Annotated in this window: 25 protein-coding genes; 16 read left to right on the top strand and 9 right to left on the bottom strand. The window is 61.4% G+C overall.

What is annotated here, in order from left to right; genetic code table 11:
• The first annotated feature begins 43 nt into the window (after positions 1-43).
• The 6 genes from BBG20_RS08735 (at position 44) to BBG20_RS08710 (ending at position 7,016) form a co-directional block, all read left to right on the top strand.
• A complete protein-coding gene (locus BBG20_RS08735) occupies positions 44-1,408 on the top strand; it encodes an aspartate aminotransferase family protein (RefSeq protein ID WP_065902292.1) in 1,365 nt (454 codons plus the stop codon).
• Positions 1,409-1,602: 194 nt separating this feature from the next.
• Positions 1,603-2,697 carry a polyamine ABC transporter substrate-binding protein gene (locus tag BBG20_RS08730; protein ID WP_065902887.1) on the top strand — a complete coding sequence of 365 codons (1,095 nt, stop codon included), beginning with the start codon at positions 1,603-1,605 and terminating at the stop codon, positions 2,695-2,697.
• Between the two features lie 209 nt (positions 2,698-2,906).
• Positions 2,907-4,001 (top strand): polyamine ABC transporter substrate-binding protein, encoded by a 1,095-nt coding sequence (locus BBG20_RS08725; RefSeq protein WP_065902290.1) that lies wholly within the window; start codon positions 2,907-2,909, stop codon positions 3,999-4,001.
• Between the two features lie 74 nt (positions 4,002-4,075).
• Entirely contained in the window at positions 4,076-5,218 is a 1,143-nt protein-coding gene (locus tag BBG20_RS08720) for an ABC transporter ATP-binding protein (RefSeq protein WP_065902288.1), read from the top strand.
• Positions 5,215-6,135, top strand: coding sequence for an ABC transporter permease subunit (locus tag BBG20_RS08715; protein ID WP_065902286.1), 921 nt, complete (start codon positions 5,215-5,217; stop codon positions 6,133-6,135). Before BBG20_RS08720 ends, BBG20_RS08715 begins: the two co-directional genes overlap by 4 nt.
• Positions 6,132-7,016, top strand: a complete 885-nt coding sequence (locus BBG20_RS08710) for an ABC transporter permease subunit (protein ID WP_065902284.1) — start codon at positions 6,132-6,134, stop codon at positions 7,014-7,016. Before BBG20_RS08715 ends, BBG20_RS08710 begins: the two co-directional genes overlap by 4 nt.
• 174 nt (positions 7,017-7,190) lie before the next feature.
• Here BBG20_RS08710 and BBG20_RS08705 read toward each other — a convergent pair whose 3' ends face one another.
• Positions 7,191-7,832, bottom strand: a complete 642-nt coding sequence (locus BBG20_RS08705) for an HD domain-containing protein (protein WP_065902282.1) — start codon at positions 7,830-7,832, stop codon at positions 7,191-7,193.
• 311 nt (positions 7,833-8,143) lie between these two features.
• Between BBG20_RS08705 and BBG20_RS08700 the strand changes: the two genes are divergently transcribed.
• The gene (locus tag BBG20_RS08700; protein ID WP_065902281.1) at positions 8,144-9,109 is read left to right on the top strand and encodes a GlxA family transcriptional regulator; all 966 of its coding nucleotides are present in this window, start codon (positions 8,144-8,146) and stop codon (positions 9,107-9,109) included.
• Between the two features lie 119 nt (positions 9,110-9,228).
• Here the strand turns inward: BBG20_RS08700 and BBG20_RS08695 are convergent, their stop codons facing one another.
• Positions 9,229-11,583 carry a penicillin acylase family protein gene (locus tag BBG20_RS08695; protein WP_065902279.1) on the bottom strand — a complete coding sequence of 785 codons (2,355 nt, stop codon included), beginning with the start codon at positions 11,581-11,583 and terminating at the stop codon, positions 9,229-9,231.
• A 171-nt stretch (positions 11,584-11,754) separates the two neighbouring features.
• Here BBG20_RS08695 and BBG20_RS08690 point away from each other — a divergent pair, with 171 nt between their 5' ends.
• Positions 11,755-12,861, top strand: a complete 1,107-nt coding sequence (locus tag BBG20_RS08690; RefSeq protein ID WP_083221347.1) for a GNAT family N-acetyltransferase — start codon at positions 11,755-11,757, stop codon at positions 12,859-12,861.
• A complete protein-coding gene (locus BBG20_RS08685; protein ID WP_065902277.1) occupies positions 12,858-13,736 on the top strand; it encodes a hypothetical protein in 879 nt (292 codons plus the stop codon). The genes BBG20_RS08690 and BBG20_RS08685 overlap by 4 nt, the downstream gene beginning before the upstream one ends.
• On the opposite strand, the gene BBG20_RS08680 is transcribed toward BBG20_RS08685, so the two are convergent.
• From BBG20_RS08680 to BBG20_RS08665, 4 genes are all read right to left on the bottom strand, one after another.
• Complete coding sequence (locus BBG20_RS08680; RefSeq protein ID WP_065902275.1) at positions 13,714-14,937, bottom strand: DegT/DnrJ/EryC1/StrS family aminotransferase; 1,224 nt, start codon at positions 14,935-14,937, stop codon at positions 13,714-13,716. The genes BBG20_RS08685 and BBG20_RS08680 overlap by 23 nt on opposite strands.
• Entirely contained in the window at positions 14,934-15,347 is a 414-nt protein-coding gene (locus tag BBG20_RS08675; RefSeq protein ID WP_065902272.1) for a DMT family transporter, read from the bottom strand. The genes BBG20_RS08680 and BBG20_RS08675 overlap by 4 nt, the downstream gene beginning before the upstream one ends.
• A complete protein-coding gene (locus tag BBG20_RS08670; protein WP_065902270.1) occupies positions 15,347-15,703 on the bottom strand; it encodes an EamA family transporter in 357 nt (118 codons plus the stop codon). Before BBG20_RS08670 ends, BBG20_RS08675 begins: the two co-directional genes overlap by 1 nt.
• A 90-nt stretch (positions 15,704-15,793) precedes the next feature.
• Entirely contained in the window at positions 15,794-16,372 is a 579-nt protein-coding gene (locus BBG20_RS08665) for a DUF6436 domain-containing protein (protein WP_065902268.1), read from the bottom strand.
• A 99-nt stretch (positions 16,373-16,471) separates the two neighbouring features.
• Between BBG20_RS08665 and BBG20_RS08660 the strand changes: the two genes are divergently transcribed.
• Positions 16,472-17,413 (top strand): alpha/beta hydrolase, encoded by a 942-nt coding sequence (locus BBG20_RS08660; protein WP_065902267.1) that lies wholly within the window; start codon positions 16,472-16,474, stop codon positions 17,411-17,413.
• 19 nt (positions 17,414-17,432) lie between these two features.
• On the opposite strand, the gene BBG20_RS08655 is transcribed toward BBG20_RS08660, so the two are convergent.
• The gene (locus BBG20_RS08655) at positions 17,433-18,185 is read right to left on the bottom strand and encodes a DUF2059 domain-containing protein (protein ID WP_065902266.1); all 753 of its coding nucleotides are present in this window, start codon (positions 18,183-18,185) and stop codon (positions 17,433-17,435) included.
• A gap of 131 nt (positions 18,186-18,316) precedes the next feature.
• Between BBG20_RS08655 and BBG20_RS08650 the strand changes: the two genes are divergently transcribed.
• The gene (locus BBG20_RS08650; RefSeq protein ID WP_065902265.1) at positions 18,317-18,949 is read left to right on the top strand and encodes a 2OG-Fe(II) oxygenase; all 633 of its coding nucleotides are present in this window, start codon (positions 18,317-18,319) and stop codon (positions 18,947-18,949) included.
• Between the two features lie 2 nt (positions 18,950-18,951).
• On the top strand, positions 18,952-19,434 hold the full coding sequence (locus tag BBG20_RS08645) for a DUF523 domain-containing protein (protein ID WP_065902264.1): 483 nt from the start codon (positions 18,952-18,954) through the stop codon (positions 19,432-19,434).
• Between the two features lie 71 nt (positions 19,435-19,505).
• Here the strand turns inward: BBG20_RS08645 and BBG20_RS08640 are convergent, their stop codons facing one another.
• A complete protein-coding gene (locus BBG20_RS08640; protein ID WP_065902263.1) occupies positions 19,506-19,982 on the bottom strand; it encodes a transporter substrate-binding domain-containing protein in 477 nt (158 codons plus the stop codon).
• A 134-nt stretch (positions 19,983-20,116) separates the two neighbouring features.
• Between BBG20_RS08640 and BBG20_RS08635 the strand changes: the two genes are divergently transcribed.
• Entirely contained in the window at positions 20,117-20,557 is a 441-nt protein-coding gene (locus BBG20_RS08635; RefSeq protein WP_065902261.1) for a DUF4399 domain-containing protein, read from the top strand.
• 68 nt (positions 20,558-20,625) lie between these two features.
• Here the strand turns inward: BBG20_RS08635 and serA are convergent, their stop codons facing one another.
• Positions 20,626-21,855, bottom strand: coding sequence for a phosphoglycerate dehydrogenase (gene serA / locus BBG20_RS08630; protein WP_065902258.1), 1,230 nt, complete (start codon positions 21,853-21,855; stop codon positions 20,626-20,628).
• A 205-nt stretch (positions 21,856-22,060) separates the two neighbouring features.
• Here serA and BBG20_RS08625 point away from each other — a divergent pair, with 205 nt between their 5' ends.
• The 3 genes from BBG20_RS08625 to BBG20_RS08615 all read left to right on the top strand — a co-directional run bounded on the left by BBG20_RS08625 (position 22,061) and on the right by BBG20_RS08615 (position 25,311).
• Positions 22,061-23,455, top strand: a complete 1,395-nt coding sequence (locus BBG20_RS08625; RefSeq protein WP_065902256.1) for an FAD-binding oxidoreductase — start codon at positions 22,061-22,063, stop codon at positions 23,453-23,455.
• A gap of 21 nt (positions 23,456-23,476) precedes the next feature.
• Positions 23,477-24,142: a fumarylacetoacetate hydrolase family protein gene (locus BBG20_RS08620; RefSeq protein ID WP_065902254.1), complete on the top strand. Its 666-nt coding sequence runs from the start codon at positions 23,477-23,479 to the stop codon at positions 24,140-24,142.
• Positions 24,143-24,384: 242 nt separating this feature from the next.
• On the top strand, positions 24,385-25,311 hold the full coding sequence (locus tag BBG20_RS08615; protein ID WP_065902248.1) for an SdiA-regulated domain-containing protein: 927 nt from the start codon (positions 24,385-24,387) through the stop codon (positions 25,309-25,311).
• Positions 25,312-25,424: the final 113 nt, after the last annotated feature.

Raw genomic sequence — 25,424 nt, 5'->3', positions numbered from 1 at the left:
GTGGGAACGGCGCGCCCTCACCTGAAATGTCTAGGAGATTGGTATGTCCAGCAACAACCCGCAAACCCGTGAATGGCAAGCCTTGAGCAGCGATCATCACCTGGCGCCGTTCAGCGACTTCAAGCAATTGAAAGAGAAAGGCCCACGGATCATCACCAAAGCCCACGGCGTTTACCTGTGGGACAGCGAAGGCAACAAGATCCTCGACGGCATGGCCGGCCTGTGGTGCGTGGCGATCGGTTACGGTCGCGATGAACTGGCTGACGCCGCCGCCAAGCAGATGAAAGAACTGCCGTACTACAACCTCTTCTTCCAGACCGCTCACCCGCCGGTGCTGGAGCTGGCCAAGGCCATTTCCGACATCGCCCCCGCCGGCATGAACCACGTGTTCTTCACCGGTTCCGGCTCCGAAGGCAACGACACCATGTTGCGCATGGTTCGCCACTACTGGGCGATCAAGGGCCAGCCGAACAAGAAAACCATCATCTCGCGCAAGAATGGCTATCACGGCTCCACCGTGGCCGGTGCCAGCCTGGGCGGCATGACCTATATGCATGAGCAGGGCGACCTGCCGATCCCGGGCATCACCCACATCGCCCAGCCGTACTGGTTCGGTGAAGGCGGCGACATGAGCCCGGAAGAGTTCGGCGTGTGGGCGGCCAACCAGCTGGAAGAGAAGATTCTGGAGCTGGGCGTGGACAACGTGGGTGCGTTTATTGCCGAGCCGATCCAGGGCGCCGGTGGCGTGATCGTGCCGCCAGCCACTTACTGGCCGCGCATCAAGGAAATCCTCGCCAAGTACGACATCCTGTTTATCGCTGATGAAGTGATCTGCGGTTTCGGCCGTACAGGTGAGTGGTTCGGCAGCGATTTCTATGACCTCAAGCCGCACATGATGACCATCGCCAAGGGCCTGACCTCGGGCTATATCCCGATGGGTGGCCTGATCGTGCGCGACGAAGTGGTCGCGGTGCTGAACGAAGGCGGCGATTTCAACCACGGCTTCACCTATTCCGGTCACCCGGTGGCGGCAGCAGTCGCCCTGGAAAACATCCGCATCATGCGCGATGAACAAATTGTTAAGCGTGTGCATGACGAAACGGCACCCTATTTGCAAAAGCGTTTGAGGGAGCTGGCTGATCACCCGTTGGTGGGTGAAGTTCGCGGTGTCGGCATGCTCGGTGCGATCGAGCTGGTGCAGGACAAGGCGACGCGCAAGCGTTACGAAGGCCGTGGTGTGGGCATGATCTGCCGCACGTTCTGCTTCGAGAATGGCCTGATCATGCGCGCCGTGGGCGACACCATGATCATTTCGCCGCCGCTGGTGATCAGCAAGGCTGAAATCGACGAGCTGGTGACCAAGGCGCGGCAGTGCCTGGACCTGACTTTGGCGGCATTGCAGGGCTAAGTGCTAGGCTCAGTGCGCAGCGGCTTCGGGCGCTGCGTCTGGGTTGTTATAAAAACGGGGCTTTGGTTGAAAGCCGGCCCCGGAACTTGCCAGACTGTCGCCCTGTTTTGTTGCCCTTTCGAAGGGCTGCCAGACACAAGAGCTGTGGCCCAAAAAAGAAAAAATTGGAGCATCACCAAATGAAGGCATTAGGTTTGAAGAACGCTGGCAAGACTCTCCTCGCCTTGTCCCTGATGGGCGCAATGGCGGGCGCGGCCCAGGCAGACGATAAAGTGCTGCACGTCTACAACTGGTCCGACTACATTGCACCGGACACCATCGCCAACTTTGAAAAAGAGTCGGGCATTAAAGTGGTGTACGACGTTTTTGACAGCAACGAGACCCTGGAAGCCAAGTTGCTGGCAGGCAAGTCCGGCTACGACATCGTCGTACCGTCGAACAACTTCCTCGCCAAGCAGATCAAGGCCGGCGTCTACCAGGAGCTGGACAAGTCCAAGCTGTCCAACTACGGCAACCTGAACAAGTCCCTGCTCAAAGCCGTGTCGGTCAGCGACCCGGACAACAAGCACGCCTTCCCGTACATGTGGGGCTCGATCGGCATCGGCTACAACCCGGAGAAGGTCAAGGCCGCGCTGGGCGTCGACAAGATCGATTCCTGGGACGTGCTGATGAAGCCGGAAAACATCGCCAAGCTGAAAAGCTGCGGCGTGAGCTTCCTCGACTCGCCAACCGAAATGCTGCCGGTGGCGCTGCACTACCTGGGCCTGCCGACCGACACCCAGAAGAAAGAAGACCTGAAGAAAGCCGAAGAACTGTTCCTCAAGCTGCGTCCTTCGATCGGCTACTTCCACTCGTCCAAGTACATTTCGGACCTGGCCAACGGCAACATCTGCGTCGCCGTGGGTTACTCGGGTGACATCCAGCAGGCCAAGTCCCGCGCGGCTGAAGCCGGTGGCAAGGTCAAGGTTGCCTACGACATTCCGAAAGAAGGCGCCGGCAGTTTCTATGACATGGTCGCCATCCCTAAAGATGCCGAGAACGTCGAAGCCGCCTACAAGTTCATGAACTACCTGCTCGAGCCGAAAGTAATGGCGGCGATCACCGACAGCGTACGTTTCCCGAACGGTAACGAGAAAGCCACCGCACTGGTCGACAAAGACATCACCAGCGACCCGGGCATCTACCCGCCAGCGGATGTGCAGGCCAAGCTCTACGCCATTGCAGACTTGCCGGCAGCTACACAGCGTGAAATGACACGCAGCTGGACCAAGATCAAGTCGGGCAAGTAAGCCTTAAAACCTGTGGGAGGGGGCTTGCCCCCGATGGCGTTGTATCAGAAACACCTGTGCAAGCTGACACACCGCCATTGGGGGCAAGTCCCCCTCACACACATTAAATGACAGAAAGTTTTGCCGGATCGGTTTATCGAGGGTAAGTTGCGCGCCGGTTTTGTTGCCGGGCAACAACTTTGGGCCCAACTATTTAAGAGGACCTCCACTTGCCATTTTCTTTATTTCGCAAAGCCTTGCTGGTAGGTGCAGGTATCACGCTGGCTGTCAGCGTGCAGGCCGCACCGACTGTGCATGTTTATAACTGGTCGGACTACATCGGCCCGGACACCCTGGCCAACTTCGAGAAGGCCACCGGTATCAAGCCGGTGTATGACGTGTTTGATTCCAACGAAACCCTGGAAGGCAAGTTGCTCGCCGGGCGTACCGGCTACGACGTGGTAGTGCCGTCCAACCACTTCCTGGGCAAGCAGATCAAGGCCGGGGCGTTCCAGAAGCTCGACAAGTCATTGCTGACGAACTACGCCAACCTCGACCCGGTGTTGCTCAAGCGCTTGGAAAAGAACGACCCGGGCAACCAGTACTCCGTACCGTACCTGTGGGGCACCAATGGCATTGGTTACAACGTCGATAAAGTGAAGGAAGTGCTGGGCGTCGACCATATCGATTCCTGGGCCGTGCTGTTCGAACCGGAAAACATGAAGAAGCTGGCGACCTGCGGGGTGTCGTTCATGGACTCGGCGGATGAAATGCTGCCGGCGGTGCTCAACTACATGGGCCTGAACCCCAACAGCACCAACCCCGAGGACTACAAGAAGGCCGAAGAGAAGCTGCTGAAAGTGCGGCCCTATGTGACCTACTTCCATTCTTCCAAATACATCTCGGACCTGGCCAACGGCAACATCTGCGTGGCAGCCGGCTTCTCCGGTGATGTGTTCCAGGCCAAGGCGCGTGCGGCCGAGGCGGGCAAAGGCGTGAACATCGCCTACACGATTCCGAAAGAAGGCGGCAACCTGTGGTTTGACGTGCTGGCGATCCCCAAGGATGCGACCAACGTCAAAGAGGCCCACGCCTTTATCAACTATTTGCTGCAACCTGAGGTGATCGCCCAGGTCAGTGATTACGTCGGTTACGCCAACCCTAACCCGGGGTCGGACAAACTGATGAAGCAATCGATACGCACCGACGAAGCGGTTTACCCACCGCAGGCGGTTCTCGACCGGACATTCGTCAACTTCGAGCTACCCCCGAAAGTGCAACGTTTAATGACCCGTAGCTGGACCAAGGTCAAGACGGGCAAGTAAGGCTTAAAGCTCAAACTATCCAAGGTTCGCCCGCCACGGGTGAACCGCACTCTTTTTTTCTGGGAGTTTCGTAAATGGCAGTTGCCTCCGGCGCCTATAAGAAAGCCCTCGAGGGCGACCAGACACCGAAAAAGGTGCTGGTCAAAATCGACCGGGTCACGAAGAAGTTCGACGAGACGATTGCCGTGGACGATGTGTCCCTGGAAATCAAGAAGGGCGAGATCTTCGCCCTGCTCGGCGGTTCGGGTTCGGGCAAGTCCACCTTGCTGCGCATGCTCGCGGGTTTCGAACGCCCGACCGAGGGGCGCATCTACCTCGACGGCGAAGACATCACTGACATGCCGCCCTACGAGCGGCCGATCAACATGATGTTCCAGTCCTACGCCTTGTTCCCGCACATGACCGTCGCGCAGAACATCGCCTTCGGCCTGCAGCAGGACAAGATCCCCAAGGCCGAGGTCGACGCCCGCGTGGCCGAAATGCTCAAGCTGGTGCAGATGAGCCAGTACGCCAAGCGCAAGCCGCACCAGCTCTCCGGTGGCCAGCGCCAGCGGGTGGCGTTGGCGCGTTCGCTGGCCAAGCGTCCGAAACTGCTGCTGCTCGATGAGCCGATGGGTGCACTCGACAAGAAGCTGCGCTCGCAGATGCAGCTGGAGCTGGTCGAGATCATCGAGCGCGTCGGCGTGACCTGCGTGATGGTGACCCACGACCAGGAAGAGGCCATGACCATGGCCGAGCGCATCGCGATCATGCACCTGGGCTGGATCGCCCAGATCGGCAGCCCGATCGACATCTACGAGACCCCTACCAGCCGCCTGGTGTGCGAGTTCATCGGCAACGTCAACATCTTCGATACCGTGGTGGTGGATGACGCCGAAGGCCACGCGGTGCTCAAGTGCGCCGACCTGGACCGCGATATCTACGTGGGCTACGGCATCGCCACGTCGGTGGAAGACAAGTCGGTGACCTACGCCATTCGCCCGGAAAAACTGCTGGTCACCACCGAAATGCCGACCTGCGAGCACAACTGGTCCAGCGGCAAGGTGCACGACATCGCCTACCTCGGCGGGCACTCGGTGTTCTACGTGGAACTGCCAAGCGGCAAGCTGGTGCAGTCCTTCGTGGCCAACGCCGAGCGCCGTGGCCAGCGACCGACCTGGGGTGACCAGGTCTACGTTTGGTGGGAAGACGACAGCGGCGTGGTACTTCGCTCATGAATATGAAGAAGCTCAAGCGCCGCCTGCAACGAATAACCCCCAGTGGCCGTCATGCGGTCATTGGCATTCCCTTCCTGTGGCTGTTCCTGTTCTTCATGCTGCCGTTCTTCATCGTCCTGAAGATCAGCTTTGCCGAAGCCGACGTGGCGATCCCGCCTTACACCGAGATCTACACCTTCGTTGAGCAGAAACTGCAGTTGGTGCTCAACCTGGCCAACTACGCGATGCTCGGCGACGACGAGTTGTACATCGCCGCGTACCTGGGCTCGCTGAAAATGGCGTTCTTCAGCACGCTGCTGTGCCTGCTGATCGGCTACCCGATGGCCTACGCGATTGCCAGCGCGCGCAAAGAGATGCAGACCGTACTGGTGCTGCTGATCATGATGCCGACCTGGACTGCGATCCTGATCCGCGTGTATGCGTGGATGGGCATCCTCAGCAACAACGGGCTGCTCAATGGCTTCCTGATGTCCATCGGGCTGATCAACGAGCCGCTGCAGATCCTCAACACCAACATCGCGGTGTACATCGGCGTGGTATATTCGTACCTGCCGTTCATGATCCTGCCGCTGTACGCCAACCTGGTGAAACACGACCAGAGCCTGCTGGAAGCCGCTTCGGACCTGGGTTCGAGTACCTTCAACAGCTTCTGGAAGATCACTGTGCCGCTGTCCAAGAACGGCATCATCGCCGGCTGCATGCTGGTGTTTATCCCGGTGGTGGGCGAGTTCGTGATTCCGGAACTGCTGGGCGGCCCGGAAACCCTGATGATCGGTAAAGTGTTGTGGCAAGAATTCTTCAACAACCGTGACTGGCCGGTGGCGTCTGCCCTGGCGGTGGTGATGCTGGCGATCCTGATCGTGCCGATCATCCTGTTCAACCGCAGCCAAGCCAAAGAGATGGAGGGCAAAATATGAAGCGCTTCAGTTTCTCAAGCTTCATGCTGGTGGCGGGGTTGTTGTTTATCTACCTGCCGATGCTGATCCTGGTGATCTACTCGTTCAACGAATCCAAACTGGTGACGGTGTGGGGCGGTTGGTCGATCAAGTGGTACGTGGGCCTGCTGGACAACACCCAGTTGATGGGCTCGGTGATGCGCTCGCTGGAAATCGCCTGCTACACGGCGGTGGCGGCAGTGGCGTTGGGTACGTTGGCGGCGTTCGTGCTGACACGCATCAGCCACTTCAAGGGCCGCACGTTGTTCGGCGGCCTGGTGACGGCGCCGCTGGTGATGCCGGAAGTGATCACCGGTCTGTCGCTGTTGCTGCTGTTCGTGGCCATGGCGCAGATGATCGGTTGGCCTCAGGAGCGTGGCATCGTCACGATCTGGATCGCCCACACCACCTTCTGTGCGGCGTACGTGGCGGTGGTGGTGTCGGCGCGTCTGCGGGAGCTGGACCTGTCGATCGAAGAAGCGGCGATGGACCTCGGCGCGCGGCCGTGGAAGGTGTTCTTCCTGATCACCATCCCGATGATCGCGCCGTCATTGGCGGCGGGTGGGATGATGTCCTTCGCGCTGTCGCTGGATGACCTGGTACTGGCCAGCTTCGTGTCGGGCCCTGGATCGACCACGTTGCCGATGGAAGTGTTCTCGGCGGTACGCCTGGGGGTCAAACCCGAGATCAACGCCGTGGCCAGCCTGATTCTGCTGGCGGTGTCGCTGGTGACCTTCCTGGTGTGGTTCTTCAGCCGCCGTGCCGAAGAGCTGCGCAAGAAGGCGATCCAGCAGGCGATTGAAGAGGCGGCGGCCGATGGCTGGCAGCAGCCGGACAAGCGCCGGGCGCCGGCTCCGGTCTAAAACCCGGCGCGGTCGAAATGTGCGGGCTTTGTGGTGAGGGGGCTTGTCCCCCGTTGGGCTGCGCAGCTGCCCCAAAACCGGATACCGCATTCTGTCTGAAAGAATGCGGTGGCCGAAGGGGGCCGCTGCGCGGCCCAACGGGGGACGAGCCCCCTCGCCACAGGGTTCGGGGTGTTATGCCACCCAGGGCGATTTGCGAATCACCTCGACAAAATTCATCGGCTTGAACCCCGGCTCCTGATCCACCAGCACATCGGTCTTCACGTTGCCAAACGTGGTCTGCGGACGATGGCGCAAGCCGTCGGCAAACGCGCAGATGATGCACTCCTTGAACCCTTCACCCCGTGGATGCGCATGCACCACCGCTTCGCGCTGCACAGTGCTGAATGCGGCGTAGTCCATGCCCAGCACGTCCATTTCCACGCCGGCGGTGACCAGCGCCACGGTCGGGCGCAGGTGTTGCGGCACGCCCGGCGTAGTGTGCAGGGCGATCGACAGCCACACTTGTTCGATATCGTCATCGCTCAGGCCGTAGGGCTTGAGGAACGCGGCGGCGGCATTGGCGCCATCGACTTCGAAACGCTCGTCGTCACTGCGATGGCCTTCGACCAGGCCCAGGTCGTGGAACATCGCACCGACGTACAACAGCTCCGGGTTGTAGGCCAGCTGTTTGCGTTCACCGCTCAATGCGCCGAACAGGAACACCCGGCGGGAGTGGTGGTAGAGCAGGTCGGATTCGATGTCGCGGATGTATTCGGTAGTGGCCTTGGCCAAAGCGCTGTCCGGGATCTTGATGCCGGCGATGGTGGTGCTCATGGTCGTTCTCCTCAGGCAAGCGCCGGGGTTGGCGCCGAGGTGCCCAGTGTGGTCGCGCACCCGCGAACGGGCCATCGCGGCGAGGATGCGATCCCGGCCAATGTGCTGCGACATCGTGCCAAGACAAAATCGGCTAGGGTGTAGCTGGCGATTGATCCATCGAAGCCTGCGAAAATCAAAATGTGGGAGCGGGCTTGCTCGCGAATGCGGTGATTCAGTCAACACCTGTATCAACTGACATACCGTATTCGCGAGCAAGCCCGCTCCCACAGGGGATTTGTGTTCATTCAGTTAATCAAGGCTTACCACCCATGGGCAAAACCGTCGCCATCCTGATCTTCCCCGGCGTCCAGTCTCTGGACGTGACCGGCCCCATGGATGTGTTCTGCGAGGCCAACCGTTTTCTGGCGCCGCCGGATCACTACCAACTGGAAGTCATCGGTTTTGGCCACGGCATGATGGCCGCCTCCAACGGCCTCTCTTTGCAGGCCCACCGGCATTACAGCGAGGCGCTGCAGGCCTATGACCTGCTGCTGGTAGCCGGTGGCCCGCAATTGCCGTTCGAGGATTTCGGCCCGGCATTCGATGATTGGCTGCGCGCCGCCGCTGGCCGGGCGCAACGCTACGGTTCGATCTGCAATGGTGCGTTCATGCTGGCCCGCGCCGGATTGCTGGAGGGCAAGACCGTCACCACCCACTGGAATGATGCCGCCGACCTGGCGCGGTTGTGCCCCTCGGCCCAGGTCGAGGCCGATCGGCTGTATGTGCAGGATGGCAACCTCTACACCTCGGCCGGGGTCACGGCGGGTATCGATTTGTCGTTGTACCTGCTGGCCCAGGACCACGGCCCGGAGGTGGCCTTGAGTGTGGCCAAGCGCCTGGTGGTGTTCACCCAGCGTTCTGGCGGGCAGTCGCAGTTCAGCCCGTTCCTGACGCCTCACGCTGAAAGTACCTCGGCGGTGGCGCTGGTGCAGCTGTACGTGCTGGCCAACCTGACCGGAGACCTGGGCATCGCCGACCTGGCCAAGGCTGCCAACATGAGCGCGCGCAACTTCTCGCGGGTATTCGCCCGTGAAGCGCGGATCACTCCGGCGGAGTTTGTCGAGCGGGCGCGGGTGGATGCGGCGCGGGTGATGCTTGAAAGCAGCCCGGCGCCGTTGAAGACCGTCGCCTACCAATGCGGGTTTCGCGACGCGCAGCACATGCGCAGTGTGTTCAACCGCCGGCTGGGCGTGACGCCGCAACAGTTCCGGCTCAACTTTGCGGCGCCGGTTTGAGGGGGTTGAGCGTGGGTCGACCTGTGGGAGCTGGCTTGCCTGCGATACAGGCACCTCGGTCCCTCGCGGTAACCGAGGTGATGCAATCGCAGGCAAGCCAGCTCCCACCGTGATCGCGGTTATCTGGCTGGGAGCAGCTTCAACGTGCCGCGCGTATTCGCGGTGACTTCCTCGTCACTGAAATGCGCCTGCTCGTAGCCCCCTTCGATGTAGGTTTCTGCCTGGTCGCCGTAGTGCTTGTCGAACGGCACGCCGCTTTGCCCGACCGGGTTGATGGTGAGGGCGTGGGCCACGTCGGCGAAGTCGATCAGGCGACGGGTCGACGGGCCGTACGTGACTGGCCACGGCGCCGGGCCGATGTTCGCCGACTGGTTGTTCGGCACTTCGTGGGTGCCGGGTGCCGGGAAGGGCCCGACATTGACGATCAGGTCCAATGGCTTCTGCGAGCCCAGCGGGTGGCCATGGGTGAGGGTGTGCGCCTTGCCCCACTGCCACTGGCTCGGATCATCGCCGAAGGTCGCCTTGAGGTGCGCGAGGCTGTTGTCCCAGGCGAGCTTGACCGTGTCGGCGCGCTTACCGTCCCACCACGGCGAGTCGGCACTGGCCGCGAGGCGAGGCAAGGCGGCGTCGATCACACGGGTGCCGAGCAGGGTCTTGAACATGCCATCGCCCAGTTTCGGGTGGAAGGTGGCGTCGGCCAGGTTGAACAGGAACTGGTTGAACAGGGTGGCACTGGTGGAGTCCAGCGGGTAATCGCCTTTCCACGTGGCCAACTGCTCCACCAGTTTCAGCTGCGCCGGGTCCTTGACCACTTCACGCAGTACCGGCAGCAGCGGTGCCAGCAGGCGTGGGCCGAAGGCGGTGGTGGTGCCGAGCTGCAAGGCCTGGCTGTTATTCACGTCCCACTTCACGCTCTTGTCGCTCAACTGCGTGTTCAACTGCTGGCCACGGTCGGCGAGGTTGTAATAACCGGCGATCTCCATGCCGGTGGGCGATACCGGCTGGGCGTTGGCGGACACCACATAACCGCGCGCCGGGTTTTCTTCCTGGGGGTTGGCGCTGAAGGGGTAGAACCCCAGTTTGTCGGCCTGTGCCGTGCTGCCGTCGAGGATAAACCCAGGATTGACCCCGGCCGGGCGAATCGGCAATTGCGCCGCCGCCCACCAGCCGATATCACCCTTGGCATTTGCCCAGACGATATTCAGCCCCGGCGCCGAGACCTTGGCCGCCGCCGCGCGCGCCTTGGCCAGGGTGTCGGCGCGGTTGAGCTGGTAGAAGCCTTCGAGGATCGGGTTCTGGGTATCGAGGAACGCCCACCACATGGCGATCGGCGTGTTGCCGCCGTTCTCGCCAAGCACGTCATTGATGATCGGGCCGTGGGGCGACTGGCGCAGCGTCAGTGTCACGGGCGCCTGGCCCTTCACCGCGATCTGTTGCTCACTGTGGGTCATATCGACCCACTGGCCGTGGTACCAGACCTGGTTGGCGTTGTCCGGGTTGACCTTCTCGGCGATCAGGTCGAGGTCATCGTTCTGGAACATGGTCAGGCTCCAGCCGAAGTCCAGGTTGTGCCCCAGGAAGGCCACCGGCACCAGCGCGTTGTGATAACCGTACAACTCGAAGCCCGGCGCGGAGAGTTGCGCCTCGTACCACACCGACGGCACCGAGAAGCGGATATGCGGGTCACCCGCCAGCAACGGTTTGCCGCTCTTGGTGCGGCTGCCGCTGATGGCCCAGGCGTTGCTGCCTTCGAACTGCGGCAGGCCGTTGTCCGCCAGGGCCTGCTCGCTCAGGGAGGCGAGGGCGCCGAGGGTCTTCCAGTCGCTGTCGGCCAGGTTGAGCGCACCCTTGGGTTGCCAGTCCAGGTCGAAGACCTTGAGGTAGTCGCTGCCCAACTGGTCGCGTACGTAAGTCAGCAAGGGCTCGGTACGAAAGGCAGCGGCAAAGCTGTAGGCCATGTACCCGGCGACGCTGATGGTGTCTTCCGCGGTGAACGGCCGCTTGGGGATGCCCAGCACGTCGAATTCCATCGGACTGGCGTGGCTGTCCTGATACTGGTTGATGCCGTCCAGATAGGCTTGCAGTGCCTTCCAGTGCGCCGACTCATGGTCCAGTTGCGCCACGTAGGTGGCAGCACGGTCGCGAATGCGCAGGCTGCGAAACAGCTTGTCGGTCTCCAGCACCTTGGGGCCGAGCACCTCGGCCAGCTCGCCGCGCGCCAGGCGTCGCATGATTTCCATCTGGAACAGACGGTCCTGGGCATGCACGTAGCCGAGGGCGCGGTACAGGTCGGTCTCGTTCTCGGCGCGAATGTGTGGCACGCCACGGTCGTCGTAGCGCACGGTGACCGTGCCTTGCAGGTTCGCCAGTGTTTCGGTGCCCTGGCGGGTCGGCTGCTTGCTGTAGACATACCAGCCGGCGCCGGCCAGGAGGGCGGCAATCAGGATAGCGAGCACGGTCAGGCTGCGTTTCATGGACGGTCCTTGAGTCATTCACCTTGAAGGTCAAGGGAGTCTAATCGGTTTGGTGGACACTGCGGGAAATGCTGGTATTGCATCTTGATGCGTCTCGCCGACAGCCGAGGTTCAAGTGGGGAACACCCCGAAGCGGCTATTATTGCACCTGTCATCTTTGAGCTTTTTGCCATGACTTGCGCCATGCAACCGATGCCCGACTCCAGCCGTCCCCAGGTTGCCTACGCGTGCAGCCTGGAAGCGCAGTCACTGATCGGGCGCTTTTTGCAGCACCCGCCGGTGGGTTTTGATGCACGGCTATCGGACCAGGGCCTGCCCTATTTCTTTACCCCGTTCGACCTGTTGACCACCGCCGACGATGCGTTCGTCAAGCGTGTGCGCGGTTGGCCCGGCTATCGCTTCTGGAACCGCTGGCTGCGAATCGACAGCTGCTTCGTGGGCACCACCGTCAGTGAATACTCACCGCTGCCCCAGGGGGTGGCGCCCGAGGACCTCGCGCAGTGGCTGCAACATGAGTGTGCGCCGCAGCGCAAACTCACCATCGTCAAAGACGTGCCGTGCAACTCCCCACTGCTCAGCGAGGCGGACAACCGCTACGCGCAAGCGCTGATCGATGACTGCGCCCGACGTGGCTTTATCAGCCTCGAGGGCCAGGCGCTGGCGTATGTGCCGATCAACTTCACCACGATTGATGAATACCTGGCGCGTTTGTCCCACAGCCGGCGTCGCAATATCCGACGCAAGCTGCGCAGTCGTGAGGCGTTGCGCGTGGAGATCCTCGACACCGGCGATGCGCGCTTCAACGATGAAGCCTGGCTGGCGCATTTGTATGGGCTGTACCGGGCGGTGTACGACCAGAGCGAGATCCATTTCGACCTGCTCACCCCTGAGTTCTTCAGCAGCCTGCTGAGGGACGCCGACAGCAACGGGCGCGTGTTCTGCTATTGGCACTGCGATGAACTGATCGGCTACAACCTGTGCTACGTGGAGGGCGACAAGCTGCTCGACAAGTACATTGGCCTCAACTACCCGCAGGCGCTGGAGTTCAACCTGTACTTCGTCAGCTGGTTCGTGAACCTGGAGTACGCCGTGGCCAATGGCCTGAAGTTTTATGTGGCGGGCTGGACCGACCCGCAGGTCAAGGCCAGCCTCGGCGCGGACTTCACCTTGACCCGCCACCTGGTGTGGATACGCAACCCACTGTTGCGCACGCTCGGCAAGCGATTGCGCCATCACTTTGAAGGCGAGGGGCAGTGGCACCAGGAGAAAACCGAATGAACCTGGACCGAGCCCCGCTGATTCTGGACTTCGATGGCGCCGTCAGTGATATTCCCGGCGCGATCACCCTGGCGCTGCAGGACTGGCAGGAGAGGATCCGTTTTGGCTGTCGCTGGGCGCAATTCAATGCGCTGGAAACGGCCTTGGGCGCGCAGATGCCCAGCGATTACGGCTGTGTCTTCACCGGCAGCGGCGACTATCACCACCTCAGCCAACTGTTGCTGAACCGCCTGCCGACGCAGCAGAAATTCCAGCTGATCATTTGTGACAATCACCCGGACAACATGCGCTACCCATTCGGCATCCACTGCGGCTCATGGGTCTACTGGGCCAGCCGTTTGCCCCAGGTCGAGCATGTGCATGTACTCGGCATTGGCTCGCAGGACATCGGCCTGGGCCACGCCTGGGAAAATCACTGGTCGCCGCTGCTCAAGCGCAAGTTGACCTACTGGAGCGTCAACGTGGATACCCGTTGGATGAACTGGATCGGCGCCGGTCGCAGCAATCGCGCCTTCGGCAACCCGGATGAGTTGATGCGTGCGTTCCTGGCACAGTTTGACCGCTCGCTGCCGGTGTACCTGTCCATCGATAAAGACGTGCTGAGCCCGCAGGTGGTGAACACCAACTGGGACCAGGGTGAGTTTCTGGAGCACCATTTGACCGACCTGATCAGCGCCTGCCAGGGCCAGGTCATCGGTGCAGACATCACCGGCGATGTGTCGGCCTACCACTATGAAAGCCGGTTCAAGCGCTGGCTGAGTGCGTCCGACGGCCAGGAAGCGTTGCCTGAGGCGCAGGTGCAGATCTGGCAACAGCAGCAGAACGCGCTGAACAGTCGCCTGGTGGCGCACATCAATCAGGCCTGGCGACGATAACCTTGAGTTGGTCGACTATCTGCTCGAACAGCGCATCGCTCAGCCAATGGCTGTTGCTGATCGACAGCGTGCGGGCAGCGAAGGCCTGGGCTCGGGTGATATCGCCACCCGGCTGCAAGAGTGGCAGCACCTCGGCGTAGCCCGGCAAGGTGTGGATAAACAGGCGGGTCACGCCCAAGCCTGAGGTCCACAGCCGGGCCATCGCCGCATCGCGGGTGTCTGCAGAGGGCATCACCACCATCAGGAACGGCCAGGTGCCTTGCTGCCCTGGCCTGTCCATGATCACCGTGACGCCGGGCAGGGCGTTCAAGCGCGCTGCACGGCGCAAAGCGCGGACGCGGCCTTGTTGCAGGTGGTCCGGCAAGCGAGCCAGTGCCGCCGCGCCGACCTTCTGGCGATAGCCGCCCAGGCGGTGCAGCGGGATGTCGTAGACCGAAAAGTCATCGCCGACTGCGGCCACTTCATCCCCATTGGCCAGCGCCTTGCGCAACGCGTTGCCATACACGTAATGCAGGCCGCGTGGTTGATAGAGCAGGGCGTAGCCCCACAGTTCGGCGCTGCGTTGCAGCTCCCAGCGCAGGCTGAAGGGCAGGTCCTGCCGGCAGTGGCGGTGCAGCGCCTGATGCAGCACCGGGTCGCGACTGAACAGCACGCCGCCTTCGGCGGTGGTCAGCCCCTTGCCCAGCGCCATGCTGAAAAACCCCACATCGCCCTTGAGCCCGACGCTGCGGCCATCGTCGAGTGCGCCCATGGCTTGGGCGGCGTCTTCAATGATCGCGGCGCCGACAGCGCCGGCAATGCGTTTGGCCGCGTCGACATCTGCCACGCGCCCGGCCAGGTGGGTGACCACCACGGCCAAGGTGCTTTCATCGCACAGCTGTGCCAGTTGGCGCTCGTCCAGGTCGATGCTGTCGGGCTGCAAATCACAGGGTACGACGCGCAGCGGCGGGCAGTAATGGGCGGCCAACGCCACCAGCGGGCAGGTGTAGGCCGGCACGATGAGCCGGGTGCGGCCGGGCATGCGTTGCTGCAAGACGCGCAGGGCGATAATCAATGCTGCGGTGCCGGAGCAGGTCAGGGCGGGGAGTGGCAGCGAAAATTGACGGGCCAGCGCCGGGGCCAGGTCGCCCGAGAGGTTGAGCAAATCCCGCCAGCGCAAGGGCAGGCCTGCGGTGGGAGGGATTTCCCACCGGCGGGTCATGAGGCGGGCGCCTGCGACGGCTCGACCTCGACCTGTTGACTGTCTTTGTCTTCGCTACGCGCCAGGCACAGGATCCCGGCAATAATCAGCGCGCCGCCGACGATTTTCGGCAGGGTCAGGGTATCGTCGAACAGCCACACGGAGATCAGCGTCACACTGATCAGCTCCAGGTGAGACGCCGCGAACGCCGGGCCCACCGGGGCGTACTTGAGCAAGGTCATCCAGGTGAAGAACGCGCCGATGTAGCCGACGAACGCGCCGTAGATCCACGGTGCGCCAAACACGCGCACCAGCCACGCGGCGTCCATCGTCAGCGGCTCGGCGTGCACCGAGGCGAATTTGAAGCTCACCTGCGCCAATGTGTCGAAAACGATCAGCGCGAGGAAACCGAGGATATAGAAGCGCTTCATCATTCAAACCCCACGACGGTCACGCCACAGGCGATCAGCATGATGCCGATCAATCGCCATTTGCTCAGGCTCTCCTTGAACAGGAAACGGCCGGCAATCATGATCACGACGATGTTGATCGAGCCCAGCATCACCCCGACCGATAACGGCACCAGCGTCAGGAACGCCAGCCACAATACGAATTCGAAGACGTAGCAGATCACGCCCAGCCAGATCCACGGGCGCTTGAGCATGTGTTTCCAGTGGGCGATACCGTCATGCTCGGCACTGGCCGACGCGGCGGCCTTGAAGGCCAGCTGGCCGGAGGTGTCGACGATAACGTTCAGCATCCAGAGGATGATGGTTAACTGGCTCATGTATTCCTACGCTTACACTCTCTGCGAAAACGTACGATACAGCAGCCGGTTGACCGGGTGATTGGAGTTTGCCCGTTGAACAGCCTGCGTTCAGTTTGGCGCTTTGCTCCATGCGCAATAGCAGCCCACCGCCAGGGTGTGCGTGGCATTCACTTCACGTCCGCTGTCCAGGGCCTTCAGGATCGGCTCGATGAAGCTGTTGCTCGAATTGCACGTGAGCCCCTCGCTGTAGGGGCCGAAATACGCAAGCTTGCCGGTGCGATCCCAAATGCCCACCGCAGGGCTGGCCGGTACTTGGTCGGCACCGGGCAGGGCGGTCAGGGTTTTCATCTTGCGCAGGTTGTCGGGCAATTGGCCGTGGCTGCCAGGTTTTTGCAGGGCATAGAATTCGACGCCCTGGGGCGCGTACTGCTCGATCAATTCGCCCAGGTGCTGCTGGTTACCGACGTTGCAGGGGCAGGCCGGGTCCCAGAAGTGCACCAGGCGGATCGGGCCCGTGCCGGCGAGTTCGGCGGGCAGGCGCAGGGCGTCGCCGGAGAACACCGCCGTGTGTTCGCTGAACGCGCGCAGGTAGCGGCCCTGGAACCAGTCATAGGCCGCCCACAGCACACCGGCGCAGATGATCAGGATCAGGCTGGCGAACAGGGCGGTACGGTAAGGCTGTCGCATTCAGATCTATCCTCGCAGGTCGCGTAGCTTGCCATGCTTGTCCTGACAGATGAATATCGCAGCTCGATATTCATCTTCACCGTCAGTCTGGAACCCTTTATGCCCGTTACCTTTGACCCTGATCATCTGCGCGAAAGCTTGCGGCCCCTGGTGGATGCGCAACCGCTCAGCGCCGAGGCGCGGGTCTACCAGCGCTTCTACGGCCTGGACCTGGCGGCGCGCAAAGTGCCGGCGGTAAGCCGGCTGGGTCGTTTGGAGGTCGATGGGTTTGCGGTGGTCGCGCAGGTGTGGTGGCCGCCGCAGCCGGTGGCGACGATGTTCATGTTCCACGGGTTCTACGACCATATGGGCCTGTATCGCCATGTGGTGGAGTGGGCGTTGGACCAGGGCTTTGTGGTCATCGCCTGCGACTTGCCGGGCCATGGGTTATCCAGTGGCGCGCGCGCCAGCATCGATGATTTCGCCGTGTACCAGCACGTGGTGCAGGCGCTGTTCGAGCAGGCTCGGGCCCTGCAGTTGCCGCAACCCTGGCACTTGTTCGGGCAAAGCACCGGCGGCGCGGTGGTGGTCGATCACCTGCTCAACCACGGCGCCGACAGCCCGGCACAGGGCCAGACCTTCCTGCTGTCACCGTTGGTGCGGCCGCGTGCGTGGGGTTGGTCGCAGGTCAGCTATTACCTGCTGCGCCCATTCGTCAAAGGCATCGCGCGGCGCTTCAGCGACAACACTCATGACCCGGCCTTCAAGCCGTTCCTGGAAGCCGATCCGCTGCAGCCCCGCCAACTGCCCACCGCGTGGGTGGGCGCCCTGGCGCGCTGGATCAAGCGCATCGAAGCCGCGCCGCGCAGCCCACGGCGACCGGTGATTGTGCAGGGTGAGGAAGACATGACGGTGGACTGGCAGCACAACTTGCAGGTGCTGCGCGGCAAGTTCGACCAGCCCGAGGTATTGATGTTGGCGCGGGGCAGGCATCACCTGGCAAACGAGATTCCCGAGATTCGCCAGGAGTACTTCAGCTTTCTGACCCGCCACCTGACCTGAAGCCGGCTCCTACAGAGGATCAGGGGGCCAGGCTGGAAGTGCTTTGGCCCACCGCCAGGCCTGCGCGAATGGCTGCCAGGGCGGCCTGGTAATACGCCTTGCCCTGCGGCGATTCAGCAAAGGTGGCGAATTCTTCCAGCTCAGGGTCGGACAAGTCCCGGTAGACGTACAGCAACGTATTGTTCAAGTCATTGCCGATCTGTTGCATCAGCCGCTCGCGCTGGCCGTTCAACATGCCCTGGGCCTGACCACCGCCCAGCAGGCCGGGGATCATCTGGCTCAGGCTGTCGGCGGCGACGCCGGCGATGGCCAGGCTGACTTCCGCACCGGCCTCGCGTGCCGGCAGGGCTTGCGCCAGGTGGCCGATGATCAGGCTGCGAGTGGCGTCGGCTTCGATGTGCGGCAGGCCCTGGGCGTTTTTGGCCAACTGGTCGCGGCGGGTCGCGAGCAACTCGGCGGCGACGATCTTGCGGCCCAGCGGCGATTGGAAAAACGCCAGGGCAGGCGCAGGGTCGGCGAGGTTCTTGCGCAATTGCGCCTCGGCACGCTGGTCCATGGCCTGGGCGGCAAAGCGTTTATTGCTGTTGTCGACCAGCGCCTGGTACACCGCCGGCGGCAGGCTATTGCGGTAGCGTTGCTGGGCGGCACTGAGGGCGTCATTGAAATGCGCACGTTGTTCGGCCCAGCCGGCGACCTTGTACAACTGGTCATGGCCGTCTGCCCAAGCGGGCAAAACGCAGAACATCAGCAAGGAAAAAAACAAACGACGCATATGGACTCCTGTCAGTCGGCCACTATTGTCCGTGTCGGGCGTAGGATTTGTCGAGAAATCCTATCGGTCACCTGACTAAAGTGTGTTCAGACGCTCGGCGGCTCTGTCGGATTCCCAGGCGTATGGATACTATGCGCGCCATGCAAATACCCCTCGATCACCCCCTGCTGCAACGCATCGTTGATGACCTGGCCGAAAAAGGCTGGTCGCAGCAGAACGGCTTCCTGCCCCAGGCTCTGACCCTGGAACTGGCGGCTGAGTGCCGTAAACGTGCGGCCGAAGGTGAATTGGCCCCGGCGGCAGTCGGCCGCGGGCCGGCCCAGGAGATTCGCGAGGGCATTCGCGGTGATCATATCCAGTGGTTGGAGGAGGGGGATGCGGCGGTCTGCGACCGTTATATGGGGTTGATGGACAGCCTGCGCCTGGCGATGAACCGCAGCCTGTTCCTGGGCCTGGAAGATTTCGAAAGCCACTTCGCGATGTACCCGCCGGGGGCGTTTTACCTCAAGCACCTCGACCGTTTCCGTGACGATGACCGACGCATGGTCTCGGCGGTGATCTACCTGAACGACGCCTGGCTGCCCGAGCACGGTGGCCAGTTACGCATGTACCTCAAGGACGGCGTCGAATACGATGTGGTGCCCACCGGCGGTTGCCTGGTGGTGTTCCTGTCGGGCGAGGTGCCCCACGAAGTCATGCCCGCCACGCGCGAACGCCTGTCCCTCACCGGCTGGTTTCGCCGGCGGGGCAACGAGCCGTTTTAATCATGCACAAGATTCTGATCAGTCGCTGCCTGCTTGGCCACAAGGTGCGCTATGACGGTGGGGCCAGCGGGCCGTTCGACCAACTGGCGGCATGGCAGGCCGAAGGCCGTGTGGTTGCGATCTGCCCCGAGGTCTCGGGTGGCCTGCCCACGCCGCGCCCGGCGGCCGAGATTGCGGGTGGGCAGGGCGTCGATGTGTGGGAAGGGCGCGCCCAAGTGCTGACGGCCGAGGGCGAGGACTTCAGCGCTGCCTTCCTCGACGGCGCCCGCCAGGCCCTGGCGCTGGTGCAGCGCCACAACATCCGCATCGCCATCCTCAAGGCCAATAGCCCATCCTGCGGCAACCTGCTGACCTACGACGGCAGCTTTACCGGCGTGAAAGTCAGCGGCGAAGGCGTGACCGCGGCGCTGCTCAGGCAGCATGGGGTGCAGGTGTTCAGTGAGCTGGAACTACCCGAAGCGGCCCAGGCGCTGAATCACCTGTAGGACCCGGCTGCCGGCGACCGCGGTGAATCAGCTGCAGAATGAGGTGACTGCTATCGCCAGCAAGCCGGCTCCTACAATTGGGGTTCCAGCCACTTCTGGGTCAGCGCATTCAATCGGCCATCGGCCTTCACGCGCTGCAACGCCTTGTCCAGGCTCGCCTTGAACGCCGGGTTGCCCTTCTGGAAGGGAATCGCCAGTTGCGGCTTTTCGAGGTAAGCCTCGCTGAAATCGAAACGATCCTGCAGCTCGGCAGTCATAGCGATATGGTTGATGGCCACGTCGTACTTGCCGGTTGCCACGCCTGGCAGCAGGTCGGTGTCATCGGTGGTGATGAACGAGGGGCGTACATCCATTTCCTTGGCCAATTGCTCGCCAAGTTCCACTTCGAAGCCGGTGAGTTTGTCGCCTTCCTTGAAGTTGAACGGCGGGGTGTTGGCTTCTAGCGCGATGCGCAGTTCGCCGCGATCAAACACATCATCAACCAGTTCGGCGTGAGCCAAAGGGCTCATGAGGGGAAGCAAAAGTAACAGGCCAGGCGAAAAGCGCATGGTCACTCCTAGAGATTTCGAATGTGCGAGGCGCCGTTCAGCATCGCTTTGCTATGGTGTTGAGTGCCTTGGACAGCAATTTGTCGCTAAGTTGTCATAACCGAACAGATTTCCTGGAAAAACTGGAGAAGCGAATGAAAGCCTTATTGTCCCGTGCCACCCTGGCCAGCCTGCTGCTGGGTGCTTCGATGTTGGCCACTGCCGCCGACGGTATCCCGCGCAGCGCGCCACCTGAAGGCGCCAAGGTATTTATCGTGTCGCCAAAAGACGGCGCCACCGTGGATAAAACCTTCACCGTAAAATTCGGCATGGAAGGTCTGAAACTGGCTCCGGCTACCAGCCAGGATCCAGGTACCGGCCACCACCATCTGCTGGTCGACCAGAAAGAACTGCCTGACGCCAGCGTGCCGATCCCCGCCACCGACACCGTGATTCACTACGGCAAGGCCCAGACCGAAACCGAACTGACCCTCACCCCAGGCAAGCACACGCTGCAACTCGTAGCTGGCGACAAACTGCACATGCAGTTCAACCCGACTGTAGCGTCGAAAGTGATCACGGTTAACGTCAAGTAAGATTTGTTCAGACAAAAAAATGGGAGACCCCTGCGGGTCTCCCATTTTTTTGTGCAGCGTTTGCAGCGTTAGAACAACACGCGGCTACGAATCGTGCCGTTGATGTGCTGCAGCTTCTCTTGTGCCAGGTCCGAGTACTCGGCGTCGACGTCGATCACCACGTAGCCAACCTTCTCGTTGGTCTGCAGGAACTGACCGGAGATGTTGATGCCGTTTTCCGCGAACACCTTGTTGATCTCCATCATCACGCCAGGGATGTTCTGGTGGATGTGCAGCAGACGGTGCTTGCCAGGGTGAGCCGGCAGCGCCACTTCCGGGAAGTTGACGGAGGACACCGACGTACCGTTGTCGCTGTACTTGACCAGCTTCTCCGACACTTCCAGGCCGATGTTGGCTTGGGCTTCAGCGGTGGAACCGCCGATGTGCGGGGTCAGGATCACGTTATCCAGGCCACGCAGCGGGCTTTCGAAGATGTCGTCGTTGGAGCGTGGCTCCACCGGGAACACGTCGATGGCGGCGCCGATCAGGTGCTTGTCCTTGATCGCGTCGGCCAGGGCGTCCAGCTCGACCACGGTGCCGCGTGCAGCGTTGATCAGGATGCCGCCTTTCTTGATGGCGCGGATTTCCTTCTCGCCGATCATCCACTGGGTCTCAGCTGTTTCCGGCACGTGCAGGGTGACGATATCGGACATGCCCAGCAGTTCGGTCAGGCTCGCCACTTGGGTGGCGTTGCCCAGCGGCAGCTTGGTCAGGGTGTCGTAGAAGAACACCTGCATGCCCAGGCCTTCAGCCAGGACCGACAGTTGGGTGCCGATCGAGCCGTAACCAACGATACCCAGCTTCTTGCCCCGGATTTCGAAGGAGTTGGCTGCGCTCTTGATCCAGCCGCCACGGTGGCAGGAAGCGTTCTTCTCAGGGATACCGCGCAACAGCAGGATCGCCTCGGCCAGCACCAGTTCCGCGACGGAACGGGTGTTGGAGTACGGGGCGTTGAACACCGCGATGCCGCGCTCGCGCGCTGCATTGAGGTCGACCTGGTTGGTGCCGATGCAGAAACAGCCGACCGCCACGAGTTTCTTGGCGTGGTCGAAGATCTCTTCGGTCAGCTGAGTGCGGGAGCGAATGCCGATAAAGTGCGCGTCGGCGATCTTTTCCTTGAGCTGGGCTTCCGGCAGAGAACTGGTGATGTACTCAATGCTGGAGTACCCGGCGGCCTTCAGAACGTCGACGGCCGATGGGTGGACGCCTTCCAGAAGAAGGAACTTGATCTTGCTCTTATCGAGAGAAGTCTTGCTCATCTGCGTAAACCTGTATCCCGGAGAAAAATGGCAGGGAATCGGATCGCTTAAGCTGACCCGGACGGCAGGAAAGCCGTCACCGCAGAAACGCCCTTGGGCTCTGTCCTGCGGGGGCGGTATGCTAGCATACGCGCCCCGCTAAACACTCATTCCTGCGACGTGAAGCGTTCTCAGGATGACCATGAATTGTTCGAGAGTTCTGTCGATGACCCATCCTGCCCTGATTGATGAGCTAAAGACCCTGGTTGAGCCCGGCAAAGTGCTGACCGATGCCGACTCCCTGGAGGCTTACGGCAAGGATTGGACCAAGCACTTCGCCCCTGCGCCGACCGCCATCGTGTTCCCCAAGACCATCGAGCAGGTGCAGGCTATCGTTCGTTGGGCCAATGCACACAAGGTCGCGCTGGTGCCGTCCGGTGGTCGTACCGGGCTGTCGGCCGCTGCCGTGGCGGCGAATGGCGAGGTGGTGGTGTCGTTCGACTACATGAACCAGATCCTCGACCTCAACCTCACCGACCGCACCGCCGTGTGCCAGCCGGGCGTGGTCACCAAGCAATTGCAGAACGCTGCCGAAGAGAAAGGCCTGTATTACCCGGTGGACTTCGCGTCGTCCGGTTCCAGCCAGATTGGCGGCAATATCGGCACCAATGCCGGCGGGATCAAGGTCATTCGCTACGGCATGACCCGTAACTGGGTGGCCGGCATGAAAGTCGTCACCGGCAAGGGCGACGTACTGGAGCTGAACCGCGACCTGATCAAGAACGCCACCGGCTACGACATGCGCCAGCTGTTCATCGGCGCCGAAGGCACCCTGGGCTTTGTGGTCGAAGCCACCATGCGCCTGGACCGGGCGCCGAAAAACCTCACCGCCATGGTGCTCGGGACTACCGATTTCGACTCGATCATGCCGGTACTGCATGCGTTCCAGAGCAAGCTGGACCTGACGGCCTTCGAATTCTTCTCCGACAAGGCCCTGGCCAAGGTCATGGGCCGTGGCGACGTGCCGGCGCCGTTCGACACCGAGTGCCCGTTCTACGCGTTGCTGGAATTTGAAGCCACCACCGAAGAAGTCGCCAACCATGCGCTGGAAACCTTCGAGCATTGCGTCGAGCAGGGCTGGGTGCTGGACGGCGTGATGAGCCAGAGCGAAACCCAGCTCCATAACCTGTGGAAGCTGCGCGAGTACATCTCCGAGACGATTTCGCACTGGACCCCATACAAGAACGATATCTCGGTGACTGTCTCCAAGGTGCCGGCGTTCTTGAAGGAAATTGATGCGATCGTCGGTGAACACTACCCGGACTTCGAAATCGTCTGGTTCGGTCACATCGGCGACGGCAACCTGCACTTGAACATCCTCAAGCCGGAAAACCTCAGCAAGGATGAGTTCTTCGCCAAGTGCGCCACCGTCAACAAGTGGGTGTTCGAGACCGTCGAGAAGTACAACGGCTCGATCTCCGCCGAACATGGCGTGGGCATGACCAAGCGCGACTACCTGACCTACAGCCGTTCGCCGGTTGAAATCGAATACATGAAGGCCGTCAAGGCGGTGTTCGACCCGAACGGGATCATGAACCCCGGCAAGATCTTCGCTGTTTAATCGCCCTGAAGGAGTCGTTCCATGAGCTACCAGCACAAGTATGTCGACGGCACCAACATCCACTTTCCTGTGGGTAAAGTGGTGTGTATCGGGCGCAACTACGCCGAACATGCCAAGGAACTGGATAACCCGGTGCCGACCGAGCCGCTGCTGTTCATCAAGCCGGGCAGCTGCGTGGTACCGCTTGAAGGCGGTTTCAGCATTCCGACCGAGCGCGGTTCGGTGCATTACGAAGCCGAAATCGCGGTGCTGATCGGCAAGCCCCTGTCGACCAAGCCCAGCCGTGAAGAAGTGCTGGACGCCATTTCCGGCTTCGCCCCGGCCCTGGACCTGACCCTGCGCGACAAGCAGGCCGAGCTGAAAGCCAAGGGCCTGCCGTGGGAAATCGCCAAGTCCTTCGATGGCGCGGCGGTGATCGCGCCGTTTGTGGTCGGCAGCACGTTCCCGGACGTCACCGATATCGGCATCCGCCTGAGCATCAATGGCGAAGTGCGCCAGGATGGCAACAGCTCGCAGATGCTCAACCCGATCATCCCGATGATCCAGCACATGGCCGGCTGCTTCTCGCTGCAGGCCGGCGACGTGATCCTCACCGGCACCCCTGCCGGCGTCGGCCCGTTGAATGTCGGTGATGAGCTGGTGCTGGAACTGACCGGCGTGAACCGCTTCGAAAGCAGCGTTCGCTAACCAGGCGCGGTCAACAATGTGGGAGCCGGGCTTGCCCGCGATGGCGGTGTGTCAGTCACCTTGAGTGTTGATTGACCCACTCTCATCGTGGGCAAGCCCGGCTCCCACAGGTGTTTGTGTGAGCCTGAAATTCAAGTTTTTGCATTTTTTTCACACGCCATCCGGATAATCCTCAGCCTCCAGCGCGCGGGCCCGTTGATCCTGTGCTAATCCCTAAAGCTGAATTTCCGGAAAAGCGTTCAATGGCCGTGCCTCTGCCCTCTGCTACTTCCAAGCCGCGTTCTCGCTTTGCCTTGCGCTGGTATTCCTGGCTTTTCCTGGCGGGGGCGATCGTGTACGGCGTTTCCTGGGCCATGCACTGGGACGATCGCGGCCTGCTGTGGGTGCTGGAGCGCTTTGAAACTCCGGCCGAGCGCCAGGAGAGTGTGTGGCTGCCGGATTACCATGCGGTGATCGATGGCAAGTTGTTGCCTGGCATGGAGAAGGACGAAGCTTCGGACGTCTCCTACAACCCACAGACCAAAACCCTGTTTTCAGTGATGGGCAAGAACCCCTTTCTTGCCGAGCTGAGCCTGCAGGGCGATGTGCTGCGCAAGATGCCGCTCAATGGCTGGGACAATCCGGAAGGCGTGACAGTGATGGAAAATGGCCTGCTGGCAGTCGTCGATGAGCGCCAGCACACGCTCACCATCGTCAAGGTCGACGCGACCACCCAGCAATTGAACAAGGCCGATTTCCCGACGTACGACCTCGGCCCGTCCAAAGACCAGAACAAGGCCTTCGAAGGCATCACCTGGGACAAGCGCAACCAGCAGCTGATCCTGGGCGAAGAGCGTCCGCCGGCGTTGTTCACCTGGAAAAGCGATGGCAGCCAGACCCTGACGGGCGATAAGCAAAAGCTGGCGAGTAAGGAGTTGGACATGCGCAACCTCTCGGCCCTGGCTATAGACCCGCGTACCGGGCACTTGCTGGTGCTCTCGGCCGACTCCCACCTGTTGCTGGAGCTGGATGAAAAGGGCGAGCAAGTCAGCTTCATGACCCTGCTCGGCGGTTTCAACGGGCTGAAGAAAACCATTCCACGGGCGGAGGGGGTGACCATGGACGAGGACGGCACGTTGTACATGGTCAGTGAGCCAAATCTGTTTTATCGTTTCGAAAAACAGAAATAGCAGACAAATTACGTCGGATATTTCTCTATCAGCGGCATTAGCCAGACACCGGGGTGCGTTTAAGTTTAAATTCAGACAGGCGTGATATTCATTCGCCACTTTTGACTTTGAGC

The organism is Pseudomonas aylmerensis (assembly GCF_001702265.1).
GTDB lineage: Bacteria > Pseudomonadota > Gammaproteobacteria > Pseudomonadales > Pseudomonadaceae > Aquipseudomonas > Aquipseudomonas aylmerensis.
Note: the sequence above shows the minus strand (reverse complement) of the source record. Positions and strands in the feature narration are given on the sequence as shown.

Coding starts and splice junctions, on each gene's coding strand:
- serA (WP_065902258.1), bottom strand. CDS start 21,855: ATGAGCAAGACTTCTCTCGATAAGAGCAAGATCAAGTTCCTTCTTCTG.
- BBG20_RS08625 (WP_065902256.1), top strand. CDS start 22,061: ATGACCCATCCTGCCCTGATTGATGAGCTAAAGACCCTGGTTGAGCCC.
- BBG20_RS08615 (WP_065902248.1), top strand. CDS start 24,385: ATGGCCGTGCCTCTGCCCTCTGCTACTTCCAAGCCGCGTTCTCGCTTT.
- BBG20_RS08720 (WP_065902288.1), top strand. CDS start 4,076: ATGGCAGTTGCCTCCGGCGCCTATAAGAAAGCCCTCGAGGGCGACCAG.
- BBG20_RS08695 (WP_065902279.1), bottom strand. CDS start 11,583: ATGAAACGCAGCCTGACCGTGCTCGCTATCCTGATTGCCGCCCTCCTG.
- BBG20_RS08635 (WP_065902261.1), top strand. CDS start 20,117: ATGAAAGCCTTATTGTCCCGTGCCACCCTGGCCAGCCTGCTGCTGGGT.
- BBG20_RS08620 (WP_065902254.1), top strand. CDS start 23,477: ATGAGCTACCAGCACAAGTATGTCGACGGCACCAACATCCACTTTCCT.
- BBG20_RS08665 (WP_065902268.1), bottom strand. CDS start 16,372: ATGCGACAGCCTTACCGTACCGCCCTGTTCGCCAGCCTGATCCTGATC.
- BBG20_RS08645 (WP_065902264.1), top strand. CDS start 18,952: ATGCACAAGATTCTGATCAGTCGCTGCCTGCTTGGCCACAAGGTGCGC.
- BBG20_RS08640 (WP_065902263.1), bottom strand. CDS start 19,982: ATGCGCTTTTCGCCTGGCCTGTTACTTTTGCTTCCCCTCATGAGCCCT.
- BBG20_RS08705 (WP_065902282.1), bottom strand. CDS start 7,832: ATGAGCACCACCATCGCCGGCATCAAGATCCCGGACAGCGCTTTGGCC.
- BBG20_RS08670 (WP_065902270.1), bottom strand. CDS start 15,703: ATGAGCCAGTTAACCATCATCCTCTGGATGCTGAACGTTATCGTCGAC.
- BBG20_RS08735 (WP_065902292.1), top strand. CDS start 44: ATGTCCAGCAACAACCCGCAAACCCGTGAATGGCAAGCCTTGAGCAGC.
- BBG20_RS08700 (WP_065902281.1), top strand. CDS start 8,144: ATGGGCAAAACCGTCGCCATCCTGATCTTCCCCGGCGTCCAGTCTCTG.
- BBG20_RS08680 (WP_065902275.1), bottom strand. CDS start 14,937: ATGACCCGCCGGTGGGAAATCCCTCCCACCGCAGGCCTGCCCTTGCGC.
- BBG20_RS08715 (WP_065902286.1), top strand. CDS start 5,215: ATGAATATGAAGAAGCTCAAGCGCCGCCTGCAACGAATAACCCCCAGT.
- BBG20_RS08685 (WP_065902277.1), top strand. CDS start 12,858: ATGAACCTGGACCGAGCCCCGCTGATTCTGGACTTCGATGGCGCCGTC.
- BBG20_RS08655 (WP_065902266.1), bottom strand. CDS start 18,185: ATGCGTCGTTTGTTTTTTTCCTTGCTGATGTTCTGCGTTTTGCCCGCT.
- BBG20_RS08710 (WP_065902284.1), top strand. CDS start 6,132: ATGAAGCGCTTCAGTTTCTCAAGCTTCATGCTGGTGGCGGGGTTGTTG.
- BBG20_RS08650 (WP_065902265.1), top strand. CDS start 18,317: ATGCGCGCCATGCAAATACCCCTCGATCACCCCCTGCTGCAACGCATC.
- BBG20_RS08660 (WP_065902267.1), top strand. CDS start 16,472: ATGCCCGTTACCTTTGACCCTGATCATCTGCGCGAAAGCTTGCGGCCC.
- BBG20_RS08675 (WP_065902272.1), bottom strand. CDS start 15,347: ATGAAGCGCTTCTATATCCTCGGTTTCCTCGCGCTGATCGTTTTCGAC.
- BBG20_RS08690 (WP_083221347.1), top strand. CDS start 11,755: ATGACTTGCGCCATGCAACCGATGCCCGACTCCAGCCGTCCCCAGGTT.